Origin of the sequence: Rugamonas rubra, from assembly GCF_900114705.1 — a bacterium.
GTDB classification, from domain to species: Bacteria; Pseudomonadota; Gammaproteobacteria; order Burkholderiales; family Burkholderiaceae_D; genus Rugamonas; species Rugamonas rubra.
In genome coordinates, this window is sequence record NZ_FOTW01000016.1 from 103,226 (window position 1) to 117,453 (window position 14,228).

General features: G+C 66.4%; 13 protein-coding genes and 1 pseudogene. 10 read left to right on the plus strand and 4 right to left on the minus strand.

Annotation, left to right across the window (positions count from 1 at the left end):
* Positions 1–135: 135 nt before the first annotated feature.
* Positions 136–1,011 carry a TIGR02285 family protein gene (locus BM252_RS17285; RefSeq protein WP_245774312.1) on the minus strand — a complete coding sequence of 292 codons (876 nt, stop codon included), beginning with the start codon at positions 1,009–1,011 and terminating at the stop codon, positions 136–138.
* A gap of 204 nt (positions 1,012–1,215) precedes the next feature.
* Between BM252_RS17285 and BM252_RS31090 the strand changes: the two genes are divergently transcribed.
* From BM252_RS31090 to BM252_RS17305, 5 genes are all read left to right on the plus strand, one after another.
* Complete coding sequence (locus tag BM252_RS31090) at positions 1,216–1,356, plus strand: hypothetical protein (protein ID WP_174900568.1); 141 nt, start codon at positions 1,216–1,218, stop codon at positions 1,354–1,356.
* A gap of 90 nt (positions 1,357–1,446) precedes the next feature.
* Positions 1,447–3,291, plus strand: coding sequence for an FAD-binding oxidoreductase (locus BM252_RS17290; RefSeq protein WP_093388997.1), 1,845 nt, complete (start codon positions 1,447–1,449; stop codon positions 3,289–3,291).
* 143 nt (positions 3,292–3,434) lie between these two features.
* Positions 3,435–3,824, plus strand: coding sequence for an STAS domain-containing protein (locus BM252_RS17295; RefSeq protein ID WP_245774313.1), 390 nt, complete (start codon positions 3,435–3,437; stop codon positions 3,822–3,824).
* Entirely contained in the window at positions 3,821–4,789 is a 969-nt protein-coding gene (locus tag BM252_RS17300) for an MBL fold metallo-hydrolase (RefSeq protein ID WP_093388910.1), read from the plus strand. The genes BM252_RS17295 and BM252_RS17300 overlap by 4 nt, the downstream gene beginning before the upstream one ends.
* Before the next feature lie 6 nt (positions 4,790–4,795).
* The gene (locus BM252_RS17305) at positions 4,796–6,919 is read left to right on the plus strand and encodes a SpoIIE family protein phosphatase (RefSeq protein WP_093388911.1); all 2,124 of its coding nucleotides are present in this window, start codon (positions 4,796–4,798) and stop codon (positions 6,917–6,919) included.
* A 16-nt stretch (positions 6,920–6,935) separates the two neighbouring features.
* Here the strand turns inward: BM252_RS17305 and BM252_RS17310 are convergent, their stop codons facing one another.
* Entirely contained in the window at positions 6,936–7,532 is a 597-nt protein-coding gene (locus BM252_RS17310) for an OmpA family protein (protein ID WP_093388912.1), read from the minus strand.
* A gap of 1 nt (position 7,533) precedes the next feature.
* The gene (locus BM252_RS17315) at positions 7,534–7,992 is read right to left on the minus strand and encodes a FecR family protein (protein ID WP_093388913.1); all 459 of its coding nucleotides are present in this window, start codon (positions 7,990–7,992) and stop codon (positions 7,534–7,536) included.
* A gap of 40 nt (positions 7,993–8,032) precedes the next feature.
* Here BM252_RS17315 and BM252_RS17320 point away from each other — a divergent pair, with 40 nt between their 5' ends.
* Together BM252_RS17320 and BM252_RS17325 are read left to right on the plus strand one after the other, a co-directional pair.
* The gene (locus BM252_RS17320) at positions 8,033–8,485 is read left to right on the plus strand and encodes an ATP-binding protein (protein ID WP_093388914.1); all 453 of its coding nucleotides are present in this window, start codon (positions 8,033–8,035) and stop codon (positions 8,483–8,485) included.
* 297 nt (positions 8,486–8,782) lie between these two features.
* On the plus strand, positions 8,783–10,225 hold the full coding sequence (locus tag BM252_RS17325; protein ID WP_093388915.1) for a M6 family metalloprotease domain-containing protein: 1,443 nt from the start codon (positions 8,783–8,785) through the stop codon (positions 10,223–10,225).
* Positions 10,226–10,369: 144 nt separating this feature from the next.
* Here BM252_RS17325 and BM252_RS17330 read toward each other — a convergent pair.
* Positions 10,370–10,522, minus strand: a pseudogene (locus BM252_RS17330) (LysR family transcriptional regulator); the annotation flags it as partial.
* Positions 10,523–10,737: 215 nt separating this feature from the next.
* On the opposite strand from BM252_RS17330, the gene BM252_RS17335 reads away from it, so the two are divergent.
* From BM252_RS17335 to BM252_RS17345, 3 genes are all read left to right on the plus strand, one after another.
* Positions 10,738–11,370 (plus strand): FABP family protein, encoded by a 633-nt coding sequence (locus BM252_RS17335; RefSeq protein WP_093388916.1) that lies wholly within the window; start codon positions 10,738–10,740, stop codon positions 11,368–11,370.
* Positions 11,371–11,379: 9 nt separating this feature from the next.
* Positions 11,380–11,850 (plus strand): GNAT family N-acetyltransferase, encoded by a 471-nt coding sequence (locus BM252_RS17340; RefSeq protein ID WP_093388917.1) that lies wholly within the window; start codon positions 11,380–11,382, stop codon positions 11,848–11,850.
* A gap of 145 nt (positions 11,851–11,995) precedes the next feature.
* Complete coding sequence (locus tag BM252_RS17345; protein WP_093388918.1) at positions 11,996–14,083, plus strand: 3-hydroxyacyl-CoA dehydrogenase NAD-binding domain-containing protein; 2,088 nt, start codon at positions 11,996–11,998, stop codon at positions 14,081–14,083.
* The last annotated feature ends 145 nt before the right edge of the window (positions 14,084–14,228 follow it).

Genomic DNA, 14,228 nt, shown 5'->3' on the forward strand with positions numbered 1-14,228 from the left:
CCCGGCCTTGCCTTGGGGAGTCAGAGTGTGGAGAATGATTGTGGCAAAGGCGGCAATGTGGCGGAGTCCAGCTTGGGGCACCGGAATTGAGTAACGCAGAACAGTCCAAGCCGCGCAGCTTGGGCTCTTCTATGTTTACGGTCCGTCGAGTCGCAGTGTCGGTTTTTCGCGCCGCCGGTAGAACGCGGCAAACTGATCCGCATAGCGTTGCCGGCTGTCCTGGCTCAGCCTGGCTTCGACGCTGTGGCGCAGCGCCTGGGCCCCCTCCCGCGTCCCCAGAATGCCGTCTATCTTTTGTGCCGTCGCCTTGCCCCAAGCCGTCCTCGGGCAGGCCAAGCCGAACTTGATCGTTTTCGTATTGTTGGCAATGGCGAAGCTGCGCAACTGGGTCAGTTTGTGGTGGCGGCTTTGGTAATATGACAGCATGAAATCATAATCGATGGTGTAGTCGGCGCGGCTGAGCAGCATACTTTGGAGGATGGCTTCGCCGTAGCCGCTGATCGCGGTCAGCTTGAGCGAGGCGTCCGGAGGCCGCTGTCGTAGCGTGGCGTCCAGCCGCGCGCCGAAGCTGCGCTTTTCGCTGATCAAGCCGCGCAGTTCGCGCATGGCTAGCAGACGCGGCAGATCGACTTCCTGCCTTGCGTTGAGCGGCAGCGCGGCCGCCACCTCGGGCCGCACCACCAAATGCAAGGGTGGAAGCACGCCTGTCTCGATGATGTGGGCTTTTTTCCGCCGCTCGGGCGTGATCAATGTAAACGAATAGCAGGCCGGCTTGCCCGCTTCCAGCATTGCCCAGCTGCGTTTTAAATTGGCATAGACGAAGCGGTGCTCGACCTCCGGCCAATGCGCGGCCACGTAGGCGACTTGTGTGTCGATGATCCCGGAGCCGGGCTGGTTGTGATTGGTGCGTATCGATACCGGCGGCAAATCCGGAATTAGCCAGGTCATCACCGCTTGCGCTGGCGCGACATTGTGCAGGGTCAAGGTCATTGCCAGCAACAGAAGGCGCATGGGAGTCCCCTAGTTCACTGTGTCAGGCTATTATCGCCACAGTTGGGGCTGAAAACACGGGATGCGGTGAAATTTTCTGACGGGGAAGACCGAAACGGCACGCCATGCCACAGCCTGCGGCCCGTGACACGCCTTCGGGGCGCTCGCCGCCAGCGGTGATGCCGCCGCGCCAAGGGCGGCCGTCCGCCGTACTCGACACGGCTGATGCTGCAGATCCTGATGCTCCGGCAACGCTACCCGCTGGCCGGCGCCGGCACGCTGGTGCACGAGCAGCTCCAGTTCACCCCAGCGTATCCCATCCTGCCACATTTCATTGGATACGCCCGCCGTTTGTCCTTACTCTGATTCCTGCCATGCCAGTTTGCCAAGTCGCCCACACGCGGGCATGCTGCGCAGACATTCAATGGTTTCAGACTCTTGCTAAAGGACAGCTCCGTGAAAAGAAGAAATTTGCTCAAAATGGCGGCGCTGCCGCTGGTCCCCGGCGCTCTGTGGAGCGGATTCGCCGGCACGGCGTGGGCCGCCCCCATGTCGAAAAAGCTCGCCCGTTCCCGCGTGCGCCCCGGGCAGCCCGGCTGGCCGTCGGCGGCGAGCTGGGACGGCTTGAAGAAGAACGTGGCGGGCCGACTGCTCAAGCTCACGCCATTTTTCACCGGCTGCGAGGCCGACGCTAGCGGTCCGGCCTGCAAGGAAGCGCTGAGCCACCTGACCAGCGCCTTCGACATCGGCGACCAAGCCGCCTTGACGCAGACCAGCGGCTGGCTCGACGCCTGGGCCTCGCGGCCAAGCGCCTACGCGCTGGCCGCCAAGAACACGGCCGACATCGTCGCGGCGGTGAACTTCGCCCGCGAACACAATCTGCGCCTGGTCGTCAAAGGCGGTGGGCACAGCTACCAGGGCACCTCGGACGCGCCCGATTCGCTGCTGGTGTGGACGCGGCAGATGAACCAGGTGACCCTGCACGCCGACTTCGTGGCGCAAGGCTGCGCCGGCTTGGCCGCGCCGCAGCCGGCGGTCAGCCTGGGCGCCGGCGCGATGTGGATAGACGCCTACGACGCCGTGATCACGCGCGGTGGCCGCTATGTGCAGGGCGGCGGCTGCACCACGGTCGGCGTAGCCGGTCTGGTGCAGAGCGGCGGCTTCGGCAACTTCTCCAAGATGTATGGGACGGCCGCCGCCGGCCTGCTGGAGGCGGAGGTGGTCACGGCCGACGGCGTGGTCCGCATCGCCAACGCCCGCAGGAATCCCGATCTGTTCTGGGCGCTCAAGGGCGGTGGCGGCGGCAGTGTCGGCGTGGTCACCCGGCTGACCTTGCGCACGCGCGAGCTGCCGGAGACCTTCGGCGCTGTCTTCTTCACCGTCAAGGCGTCGTCGGACGCGGCCTATCGCACCTTGATCGCCAAGCTCGTCGCCTTCTACGCCGGCGCGCTGTTCAACCAGCACTGGGGCGAGCAGATCGGCTTCAACACCGACAACCGCGTCGATGTCGCTATGGTCTTCCAGGGCCTGAGCCAGCAGCAGGCGGCGGAGGTGTGGGCGCCGTTGCTGGCGTGGTTGCGCCGGCGGGAGGAGTATGTCTTCGAGAAGGAGCTACAAGTGCTCGCCTTGCCAGCCCGGCATTTTTGGGACGCCGACTTCTTCAAGAAGCACGCGCCGGGCTTCATGGTGGCCGACGAGCGGCCCGCCGCGCCGGCCCATCACGCGCAGTGGAAGGGCGACTTGGGCGAGGCCGGCTGGTTCATCCACGGCTATAAGTCGGCGTGGCTGCCGGCATCGCTGCTGGGGATGGATCGCCAGGCCGATTTGGCCGAGGCGATATTCCGCTGCACCCGCCATTGGCGCGTCGGCTTCCACTTCAACAAGGGGCTGGCCGGCGCGCCGGCCGCCGAAATCGACGCGGCGCGCGACACGGCGATGAACCCGCAGGTGTTGGACGCCTTCGCGCTGGCCATCATCGCCGGCGGCGACGGGCCGCAGTACCCGGGCATGCCGGGCGGCGCCGCCGACCCGGCCCGCGGCAGGGATAGGGCGCGCTCGATCGGCAGGGCGATGGACGAGATGATGAAGGTGGCGCCGGGCGCCGGCTGCTACGTGTCGGAAAGCGACTACTTCCTGGCCGACTGGCAGGCCGCCTTCTGGGGCGGCAACCACGCCAGGCTGGCGCGGGTGAAGGCACGCTACGACCCGGACGGGCTGTTCTTTGTGCGCCACGGCGTGGGCAGCGAGGCATGGAGCGAGGACGGCTTTAGCCGCCTGCCGGGGACGGCGCGGCGGGGCTAAACAGGCGGGGCTGTTGCATGTCGTGGGGAAAGATGCGAAAAGGTAACAAGCTGCGACGCCGATTTGCTACACTTATTTGCACCGTAGCCGGCGGCCCGCCCGCCGGCGCACGTCCCCCAACCGCAGACCGCAGGGTGCAAACAATGATGGAGTTCTCGCCGCAGCAGGAGGGCCGGGTGCTGGTGCTGACTCCGGCCGGCCGCGTCGACCAGGCCCACGTCGACGATTTCCAGCTGGCCCTGGCCGGCTTTCTGCCCGGCTGCACCGCCGGCACGGCGCTGCTGCTCGACCTGTCCAAGGTGGACTTCATCAGCAGCATCGGCCTGCGCGCGCTGATGCTGGCCATCCGGCAGATCAAGGCGCAGGGCGGGCGCATGGCGCTGGCCGCGTTGTCGCCGCTGGTGCGCGAGGTGTTCAGCATCAGCCGCTTCGACATGTTGTTCGAGATCTTCCCAGACCGCGCCGGCGCGCTGGCCGCGCTGAATCCGCCGACTTCGTCCGGGCCGCTGGACGGGCCGGGCGGGGCGGCATGAAGGCGCGCATTTGGGGCGCGCGCGGCTCGCTGCCGGTGGCGCTGAACCACAAGCAGGTGCGGGCCAAGCTGGAGACGGCGCTGCGCGGCGCCATCGGCCGCCAGTTGGACGACGACGCCAAGATCGCCGCCTATCTCGACGAGGAGTTGGGCTTCGAGGTCAGCGGCACCTACGGCGGCAACTCCAGCTGCGTCGAGGTGGAGGTGTGGGACCAGGCCAACACGCGCGAGCACGTCATCCTCGACATGGGTTCCGGCGTGCGCCAGCTGGGCGGCGCCAAGCTGGCCCGCTACGGCGCCGGCAATCCGCAGACCTACCATGTGTTCATGTCCCACCTGCACTGGGACCACATCATGGGCTTCCCCTTCTTCACGCCGGCCTACATTCCGGGCAACCGCATTATCTTTTACGGCTGCCACGAGCAGTTGGAGACGGCCATGCGGCGCCAGCAGGAGGCGATCAGCTTCCCGGTCAGCTTCGACCAGCTGGGCGCGACCATCGAGTTCCGCTGCATGCTGCCGGGCGTGGCGCTGGAGATCAACGGCCTGCGCGTGACGGCCAAGCTGCAGCTGCACGCCGGCGACTCCTACGGCTACCGGCTCGAGCACGGCGGCCGCGCCATGGTCTACAGCACCGACTCGGAGCACAAGCTGGGCGACGTGGAGGCCGGCGCGGCCTTCGTCGAGTTCTTCCGCGACGCCGACCTGGTCATCTTCGACGCCATGTATTCGCTGGCCGATTCGATCTCGGTGAAGGCCGACTGGGGGCACTCGAGCAACGTGGTCGGCGTCGAGCTGTGCCAGCTGGCCGGGGTGCGCCAGCTGTGCTTGTTCCACCACGAGCCGATCTACGACGACGCGCAGATCGGCCGCGTGCTGGCCGAGACGCGGCGCTACGCGCAGATCACCGGCGAGGCGCCGTTGAAGATCGTGTCGGCCTATGACGGCATGGAAATCGACCTCTAGGCGCGCATGCCGCGCCGGCTGAGCCGCTGGGCGGCGCGCGCCCTGGACCTGGCGCGCGCCGGCCGGGGCCGGCCGCTGGCCGCCGCGCTGGCGCTGCCGCTGGCGGCGGCGCTGGCCTGGCCGGACGACGGCGCGATGCCGGCGTTGCGGCTGGCCCTGTTCGACGCCTACCAACTGCTGCTGCCGCGCCAGCGTCTGTCCGGGCCGGTGCAGATCGTCGCCGTGGACGAGGCGGCGTTGATGCGCTACGGCCAGTGGCCGTGGCCGCGCACGCGCTTGGCCGAGCTGATCGACGCGGCGGCGGCGCAACGGCCGCTGGCCATCGGCCTGGACCTGCTGATGCCGGAGGCCGACGCCTCCTCGCCGGAAGCCTTGGCGGCGCGGCTGGCGCCCGGCGCGCTGCGCGACGGCCTGGCGGCGCTGCCGTCCAACGACCAGGCGCTGGCCGCCGCCATGCGGCGCGCGCCGGTGGTGCTGGCGGTCGCCGGCTTCGACTACGCCGCCGCCGGCAGCCGCGACGTGCTGCGCGCCTGGCCGGTGCGGCTGACCATGGCAGGCGCCGCCTTGGGCGCGCTGCCGCCGCACGTGCCGCGCTATCCGCGCGCGCTGGGCAGCCTGCAGCTGCTGCAGGCGGCCGCCAGCGGCCAGGGCCTGGTGTCGGCCGATCTGGAGAAGGGCGTGGTGCGGCGCGTGCCGCTGCTGGGCGCGGTCGGCGGCACGCTGGTGCCGGGGCTGTCGCTGGAGCTGCTGCGGGTGGCCACCGGCGCCGACGCCGTCGAGATCCACGCCGGACCCGACGGCGTGCGCGCCATCGCGGTGGGCGACCTGCGGGTGGCGACCCGGGCCGACGGCGCGGTATGGGTCAACTATTCAGCGCCGGCGCCGCAGCGCTACATCTCGGCGCTGGACCTGATGCAGGGCCGCTTGGCGCCGGACGCGCTGCGCGACAAGATCGTCATCGTCGCGTTGACCGGCCTTGGCCTGGCCGACTACAAGACCAACGCGCGCGGCGATCTGCTGCCCGGCGTGGACGTGCACGCCCAGCTGATCGAGAGCTTTTTCGACGGCGCCCAGTTGCGCCGGCCCGCCGCCATGCGCTGGGCCGAGGCGCTGTGCTTCGCCCTGCTGGCCGGCGGCCTGGTCTGGCTGCTGCCGCGCCTGCGCCTGCTGCGCGCGCTGCCGCTCAGCGCGGCGCTGGCCGGCCTGCTGTTCGGCGCCGGCCTGGCGCTGTTCCGCGCCGGCCTGCTGTTCGACGCCGCCGGCGTGGCCGGCGCGCTGGGGCTGGTCTGCCTGAGCCTGTGGGCCAACCTGTTCGGCGCGGCGGTGCGCGCGCGGCACGGCAGCGAGCGGGCCTTGCGCGTCGCGCGCGAGGCGGCGGCCACGCTGGCCGGCGAGTTGAACGCGGCGCGGCGCATCCAGATGGCCAGCCTGCCGCAGGCGGCCAGCGCCTTCCCCGGCGAGACCCGCTTCGCGCTGGACGCGCTGTTGGAGCCGGCGCGCGAGGTGGGCGGCGACCTGTACGACTTCTTCATGCTGGACCGGCGCCGCCTGTTCTTCCTGCTCGGCGACGTCTCCGGCAAGGGCCTGCCGGCCAGCCTGTTCATGGTGGTGGCCAAGGCCTTGTCGAAGAGCGTGGCGCTGCGCGGCGAGGCGGGCATGGCGGCCATCATCTACCAGGCCAACCGCGAGCTGCTGCGCGAGAACCCGGAGAGCCTGTTCGTCACCTGCGTGGCCGCCATCCTCGACGCCGACAGCGGCGAGCTTGTGCTGTGCAACGCCGGCCACGACGCGCCCCGGCTGCTGTCCGGCGCTGCGGTCGAGCGCCTGCGCGGCGCCGACGGGCCGCCCTTGTGCGTCATCGAGGACTTCGACTACCCGGTGCAGCGCTACCAGCTGCGGCCCGGCGACTGCCTGTGCCTGAACACCGACGGCGTCACCGAGGCGATGGACGCGGCCGGCCGGGTGTACGGCAATGTGCGCTTGGATAGCCTGTTGGCCGGGCGGGGCGGCGCGAGCCCGGCGGAGGTGGTGCGCGCCGTGCGCGAGGACGTGCGCGCGCATGTGGGCGCGGCCGAGCCGTCGGACGATTTGGCGCTGTTGGTGTTGCGCTGGAACGGACCTGCCGCTTAGCCCGGCGCGGCGCGGCTCAGCGCACGCGGATTTCCACCCGGCGGTTGCGCGGCTCGGCGACGCGGTCGCGGGTCGGCACCAGCGGCTCACGCTCGCCGCGCCCGCTGGCGCTGATGCTGTCGGCGGCGATGCCCACCTCCACCAGTATCTGCTTGACCGCCAGCGCGCGCTTGAGCGACAGCTCGTCGTTGTAGGCGCTGGTGTCGACGGTGTCGGTGTGGCCAATGACGACGATCTCCGGCGCCGGCCGCCTCGCCAGCTCCAGCTTGATCTGCTCCAGCCGGGCGAGCGATTCCGGCACCAGCGCCTCGGTGGCCGTGTCGAAGTAGAGCAGGAAGACGGCGGCGCGCTGCGGCAGCGCGGCCAGCGTGGCGGCGTAGCGCTGCTGGACGGCGCCGGCCGTCTCGCTGGCGGTGCTGACGGCGCCGTCGCGGCCGATGGCCACGCTCAGGTAGGGCTGGTCCAGCACGGTTTGGCCGGCGGCCGTGACGATGACGACGGCGCTGGCGCGGCCGTCCTGGCTGGGCAGCAGCACCACGCGCTCGCTCGGCGCGCGTTGCGACTGCGCCAGCGCGGCCAGCGCGCAGACGATCCAGATCAGCGCCGCACCCATGCTAGGGCTGGCCCGCGCCAACGTCGATCAGGAACTCGGTGCCGCGCACGCCAAGGACCGAGCTGGGGGTGCGGAACTGCACCGCGCCGGGCGACTGCTTGGACAGCTTGCCGGAGATGACGCCCATGGTGCCGCGCTTGACGGTGGCGTCCAAGCTTCCCTCGTGGGTGGTCGGGTTGAAGGCGAACTTCTCCAGCCAGACGTGGCTGTTCGGCCCCACCGACAACAGCGTCTCGTCGCGCAGCGTGACGCCGACGCTGCCGTCGGCGCCGGTGACGATGCGGTCGCTGCGCATCAAGGCGGCGCCGGGCAGGGCGGGGGACGGCTTGCCATCGCGCTCGATGACGGCCTGGCCCTTGCTGGTCTTGACCATGCCGGCCGGGAGTTCGGCGGCCTGCGTCTGGCCGGATAGCGCGAGCAGTGTGGCGGCGGCGATGCAGATGTGGCGGAATCGGATCATCGTCGTTCTCCTCGGCTGAGCATTCCGATAATATGCTCGTATGAGCGGATTGGGAAACGATTTGGACCCGGACAGTGGCGCAAACGGCACGCCGGGGCGGCGCTTTGCCGCCCGTCTGGAGCTGCTGCCGCAGCTGCAGGCCTATGTGGCCGATGTCTTGCGCGGCGCCGGTTTGGGGCCGGAGCGGGTCGGCTGCGCCGAGCTGATACTCGAGGAGCTGTTCCGCAACAGCGTGTTGCACGGCTATGCCGGCGTGGCCGACGGCGCCGTGTGGCTGGTCGCCGACGGCAGCTGCTTTTCCTTCGAAGACGCCGCGCCGCCCTTCAATCCTTTGCTCGACCCGCCGCCGCCAAGCGCGCCGGTGGCCGGGCTGGCCGCCGAGGCGCAGCCGGTCGGCGGCGTTGGGCTGCTGTTGATACGCGGCCTGGGCCGCGCCGTCTCGTATGCCCGCGTGGCAGACCGCAACCGCATCGTGGTCGACCTGGGACTTTGAGTGTGTTGCTGTGCATCTTGGCGCTCAATTCGACTTGATTTGACGCAGTGTAAGGATGCATTGACAAATCACTCTTGCCAGGCCATTCCAAACGTAGGCTTAAACTTCACTGTCCGCAGGCCGATGGACCATTTGGAAGCGACCGCTTGACTCAAGTTGTCTGCGCCACCAGCACTGCCCTTCTTCATTCGCTGTTGTTACTTTTTGTGATGTTCTTCCTCCAGTAAAAGTTCATGATGGCCAAGCAGCACCGAAGAGAAATCCATCTATCTGGCAAAAAATTTTGACGGAGGAAACATGTTCCACAGCATCAGGCCCTTGGGAAACCATCACTGCTGCAATACTCAGTGCCGCGTTCCCCCATCTCCCACATTAATCGCCCAACTCTATGCCCGTTTCCTTGAACTGAAGGAAAATCGCCGAATCGACCTAGGTGCAACCTTCGAGGATTACTACCGATTCTGGCGCTCAAGCCGTCGGGGAGAAAATTTCGTCGGTTTGGACGACGGCGCTCTTGCACATGGCACCAGTACCGAGAAGCAGCTGATTGACCGCCCTTCCAAGCAGCTGAACGGCCAAATCCAGACCTTGGTACTGCTGGTAGATTTCCCCGACAAACCGCACAACGAAAATCGCAGCGCTTCGTTTTTCAAGCAGATGCTCTTCAGCCAAGGCGGCGTCTTCCCGAGCGGAAGCATGCGCGATTTCTACCGGGAAGTAAGTGGTTACGACAACGATTCCGGGAGGGGAATTGACGTGCAGGGGGAGGTTTTTGGCTGGTACAGGATGCCAAATAGCCTAGCGTCCTATGCTGACGGCAATTCAGGCATGGGAGACTCGTACCCAAGAAACGCGCAGGGGCTTGCTTACGACGCGATTACCGCCGCAATCGCGGACGGCGTTGACTTCTCGAAGTACGACGTTCTCGGAGAAGGAATCGTGACAGCGCTGTTCATTGTCCATGCAGGCGGCGGCGCGGAAACAACGGGCAGCAGGGACGACATATGGAGCCATAAATGGATTATTCCGGATGGATTGCAAGTCACTCCGAAGATAAAGGCGCAGACCTATCTAACGGTCCCTGAAGACTGCAATATGGGGGTTTGCGCGCACGAATGGGGGCACCTAGCGGCACGCTGGGCAGATTACTATGACACAGGGCGGTCGAAATGGTCACTTTCCAACGGCCTGGGAAACTATTGCCTCATGGCATCTGGATCATGGGGGAACAACGGCCTTACGCCGTCCTATCCTAACGGGATGCTCAGGATGTTCCAAGGCTGGGTTTCTCCAGTTGAGGTAAAGAAAACAACCGAGAACATCAGGCTGACGCCGGCCGCAGAGGGTGGAGGAATTGCATTCATCCGGAATCCGCAAAGGATGTCCGGCGACCAATACATAATCGTCGAATACCGGAGGAAAACCGGACAGGATGCATACTTGCCCGGTCAAGGCATTGCCATTTACGTGGTAGACGAAAGTATAGACAACGTCAACGACGAAGAGGGTTTGGCCATCGAACTCATCCAGGCGGATGGGCGACGCGACCTGGCAAAAATCTTCGGCAGCGGAAACAGGGGGGACTCGAACGACTTGTATCCTTCTCTCGGAAATGGAATGGCCGGAGAAAGCACAAAACCGCCACTGAACCTGCCCGACGGGAAATGGAGCGGGGTCGCCATAACGGTGCGAGGAATCCCGGGGGAAGACCAGATGGCGATTGACGTCGTAATGTCATAGCCCGTGGCAGCGTCGCAAAAATTCAATGCCCGCCCATTTGTATGGGAAAGGCATTGAATTGGGTACATTTCTTTAGACTGTTCTAGACGTTTTAGCCCGGGTCGTCCAGAACGGGCCACACACCCGGTAGGCAGCCGCGCCAGTTCAGGCGGTGCGGCCGGCCAGCTTAGGCTGCTTGACGCGGGCATCCAGGCTCAGCGCGCCGGCACCGAAGGTGGCGAACTGCAACAAACCGCCGGCCATCGCCAGGTTCTTCAGCAAATGGATCAGCTGGTTCTGGTCGCCGATGGCGTGGTATGGGGCGGCATGTCCCGCCACATGGTGGCCGACGATCTGGCGCGCGGCGCGCTGGTGGCCATTGAGTTGGAGGCCAGCCCGGTGCGTGGCGCCGCCTTCTTGCGGGGCTGGCGCTGGTGCTTGGGCCGGGTATGCGCCGGGCGTGGGCTTTCACAGGCGCGCGCCCATCGCATACAATGCTTGCGATCGACGACACACAACGACAGGGGCAAGCCATGAGCGAATTTTCCGAAGACGTCTTCACCGAAGCGTCCAACATCGACACCAACACGCTGAACAACCTCGGCCCGCTGCGGCCGATGGCAGGCGTGTGGGAAGGTACGCGCGGCCTGGACATCAAGCCGAAGGCCGACGGCCCGCGCAAGCAGGCCTATGTCGAGCGCATCGAGCTGCAGCCGATCGACCCGGTGACCAACGGCCCGCAGCTGTTCTACGGCCTGCGCTACCTGATCCTGATCACCAAGCCGGACCAGGTCAAGACCTACCACGAGCAGGTCGGCTACTGGCTGTGGGAACCGGCCACCAGCACGGTGATCCAGACGTTGGCGATCCCGCGCGGGCAGATCGCCATGGCCTCGGGCGTGGTGGCGGCGGACGCCAAGAGCTTCGAGCTGGTGGCGCTGCGCGAGTCGGACACCTACGGCATCCGTTCCAACCCCTTCCTGGAGTTCGGCTTCAAGACCACCGAATACCACATCAAGGTCACCATCAACGACGACGGCACCTGGGGCTACGAGGAGGACACCGTGATGCTCATTCGCGGCAAGGAGGACGAGCCCTTCCACCATGTCGACCGCAACCTGCTCAGCAAGGTCGCCGAGCCGACGCCGAATCCGATGGTGCGCTGAGGAGATAGCATGGAATTGGATGTGCGACTCGCGGCGGTGACGGAGGAGAACTTCGAAGCCATCATGGACCTGCCGCTGCTCAAGCAGCAGGAGGACTACCTGGCCAGCAATGCCTATTCCATTGCCCAGGCCTCGTTCTATCCGGACTTCCAGGCCCGGGCGATCTACGCCGGGCCCGAGCTGGTCGGGTTTTTGATGTACGACCGGCAGTCCAACGACCGGGTCGGCGAATACGGTATCTATCGGTTCATGGTCGACCATCGACAGCAGGGCAAGGGCATAGGCCGGCGCGCGATGGAGCTGGTGTTGGCCGAGATCCGCGCCTGCGCCGACGTCGAACGCATCACCATTTGCTACCACCCGGAGAATCCGGTGGCCAAGGACTTCTACGCCAGCTTCGGCTTCGTCGAGGTGGGCTTGGACGACGACCACGAGATGATCGCCGAAATCTTGCCGGGCGCGGCGGGCACGAAGACATGACGACGGCCGTGGTGATTGCTGAGTCTGTGTCCGAATGTCGGTATCCGACCCCGGGGGGCGTAGAAAAAATAATACGACCGTTCTTTTATGCGGTATAGTTAGCTACTCGCATCCCCATCGACTTCACCAATTACAAGGAAGAGACATGAGCGCCGAATACCAAGTTAGCGGTTCCGTTGCCGTCATTACGCTGAACAATCCGCCGGTCAACGGCCTGGGCCTGGCCACGCGCGCCGCCGCCGTCGACGGCATCCAGCGGGCGCTGGCCGACGCGGCCGTCAAGGCGATCGTCATCACCGGCGCCGGCAAGGCCTTTTCGGGCGGCGCCGACATCAAGGAATTCAATTCGCCGAAGGCGCTCGCCGAGCCTAGCCTGGCCACCCTGATCGCCACCGCCGAGGGCGCGTCCAAGCCGGTGGTGGCCGCCATCCACAGCGTGTGCATGGGCGGCGGGCTGGAGCTGGCGCTGGGTTGCCACTACCGCGTGGCCCTGCCGGGCGCGCAGATCGCCTTGCCGGAAGTGAAACTCGGCCTGCTGCCGGGCGCCGGTGGCACGCAGCGCCTGCCGCGCGTGCTGGGTCTGGAGATGGCGCTGAACATGATCGTCTCCGGCACGCCGGTGCTGTCGGAAAAACTGGCCAAGACGGCGCTGTTCGACGAGGTGTTCGCCGCCGGCACCGACCTGCTGGCCGCCGCCGTGGCCTTCGCCGGCAAGGTCGCCGACGCCCGTCCGCTGCCGAAGGTGCGCGAGCGCAAGGTCGACTATCCCAACCACGAGGCCTTCCTGCAGTTCTCCCGCAACACCGTCAAGGCCATGTCCGGCCCGTTCCCGGCGCCGCTCAAGTGCGTCGAGACGGTGGCCGCCGCCGTGGCGATGAAGTTCGACGACGGCGTCAAGTTCGAGCGCGAGTGCTTCCTCGGCCTGATGCAGACCACCGAGTCGAAGGCGCTGCGCCATGCCTTCTTCGCCGAGCGCGTCGCCAGCAAGGTGCCGGACGTGCCGTCGGACACGCCGACCCGCGCCATCAAGCAGGCCGCCGTGATCGGCGCCGGCACCATGGGCGGCGGCATCGCGATGAACTTCGTCAACGCCGGCATCCCGGTGATCCTGCTGGAAACCAAGCAGGAGGCGCTCGACAAGGGCCTGGCGACGATCCGCAAGAACTACGAGAACACCATGAAGAAGGGCAAGTTGACGCAGGAGAAATTCGACCAGCGCCTGGCCCTGATCAGCGGCACCCTGTCCTACGAGGAGATCGGCCAGGCCGACATCGTCGTCGAGGCCGTCTTCGAGGACATGGGCGTCAAGGAAACCGTGTTCCGCAAGCTCGACGAGGTGATGAAGCCGGGCGCCATCCTGGCCTCCAACACCTCGACGCTGGACCTGAACCAGATCGCCAACTTCACCAAGCGTCCCGAGGACGTCGTCGGCACCCACTTCTTCAGCCCGGCCAACGTGATGAAGCTGCTGGAGATCGTGCGCGGCGCTAAGACCGGCAAGGACGTGCTGGCGAGCACGCTGGCACTGTCGAAAAAACTCAAGAAGACCGGCGTGGTGTCGGGCGTGTGCGACGGCTTCATCGGCAACCGCATGATCGAGCAGTACAGCCGCCAGGCCGGTTTCCTGCTGGAGGAGGGCTGCCTGCCGGAGCAGGTCGACAAGGCGGCCGAGAAGTTCGGCTTCGCCATGGGGCCGTTCCGCATGGGCGACCTGGCCGGCAACGACATCGGCTGGTACATCCGCAAGCGCCGCTACGTGGAATCGCCGGAGATCAGCTATTCGAAGACCGCCGACCTGCTGTGCGAACTGGGTCGCTACGGCCAAAAGACCGGCGCCGGCTGGTACGACTACAAGGCGGGCGACCGCAAGGCCTATCCGTCCGAGCTGGTCAACGCCATGATCGTGCAGCATTCGGCCGAACTGGGCGTGGCGCGCCGCAAGGTCAGCGACCAGGAGATCGTCGAGCGGCTGGTGTTCTCGATGGTCAACGAGGCGGCGCTGATCCTGGAGGAGGGCATCGCCATGCGCGCCTCCGACATCGACATGGTCTACCTGACCGGCTACGGCTTCCCGCTGTTCCGCGGCGGCCCGATGTTCTACGCCGACACGGTCGGCCTGCCCAACGTGCTGGCGGCGATCGAGAAGTACGCCAAGGGCCACCACGGCGAGGCCTGGCGGCCGGCGCCGCTGCTGGCGAAGCTGGCGGCCGAGGGCAAGTCGTTCAACGGCTGAACCCGCAAGTAATAGTTTGAAAAATTCCAAGCCGCTAGCGATAGCGGCTTTTTTCTTGCTAGTGTTGCGCGGATGGCGGCGGCCTTCTAACAGGCAATTGGCGAAATAAAAACGCGGTAAGATTGATTTCAGGTTCATCTTTTCG

What these genes read in the sequence shown, in the direction of transcription:
- BM252_RS17285 (WP_245774312.1), bottom strand. Translation starts at nt 1,011, where the DNA reads ATGCGCCTTCTGTTGCTGGCAATGACCTTGACCCTGCACAATGTCGCG.
- BM252_RS17305 (WP_093388911.1), top strand. Translation starts at nt 4,796, where the DNA reads ATGCCGCGCCGGCTGAGCCGCTGGGCGGCGCGCGCCCTGGACCTGGCG.
- BM252_RS31090 (WP_174900568.1), top strand. Translation starts at nt 1,216, where the DNA reads ATGCTGCAGATCCTGATGCTCCGGCAACGCTACCCGCTGGCCGGCGCC.
- BM252_RS17340 (WP_093388917.1), top strand. Translation starts at nt 11,380, where the DNA reads ATGGAATTGGATGTGCGACTCGCGGCGGTGACGGAGGAGAACTTCGAA.
- BM252_RS17335 (WP_093388916.1), top strand. Translation starts at nt 10,738, where the DNA reads ATGAGCGAATTTTCCGAAGACGTCTTCACCGAAGCGTCCAACATCGAC.
- BM252_RS17300 (WP_093388910.1), top strand. Translation starts at nt 3,821, where the DNA reads ATGAAGGCGCGCATTTGGGGCGCGCGCGGCTCGCTGCCGGTGGCGCTG.
- BM252_RS17310 (WP_093388912.1), bottom strand. Translation starts at nt 7,532, where the DNA reads ATGGGTGCGGCGCTGATCTGGATCGTCTGCGCGCTGGCCGCGCTGGCG.
- BM252_RS17295 (WP_245774313.1), top strand. Translation starts at nt 3,435, where the DNA reads ATGATGGAGTTCTCGCCGCAGCAGGAGGGCCGGGTGCTGGTGCTGACT.
- BM252_RS17320 (WP_093388914.1), top strand. Translation starts at nt 8,033, where the DNA reads ATGAGCGGATTGGGAAACGATTTGGACCCGGACAGTGGCGCAAACGGC.
- BM252_RS17315 (WP_093388913.1), bottom strand. Translation starts at nt 7,992, where the DNA reads ATGATCCGATTCCGCCACATCTGCATCGCCGCCGCCACACTGCTCGCG.
- BM252_RS17345 (WP_093388918.1), top strand. Translation starts at nt 11,996, where the DNA reads ATGAGCGCCGAATACCAAGTTAGCGGTTCCGTTGCCGTCATTACGCTG.
- BM252_RS17325 (WP_093388915.1), top strand. Translation starts at nt 8,783, where the DNA reads ATGTTCCACAGCATCAGGCCCTTGGGAAACCATCACTGCTGCAATACT.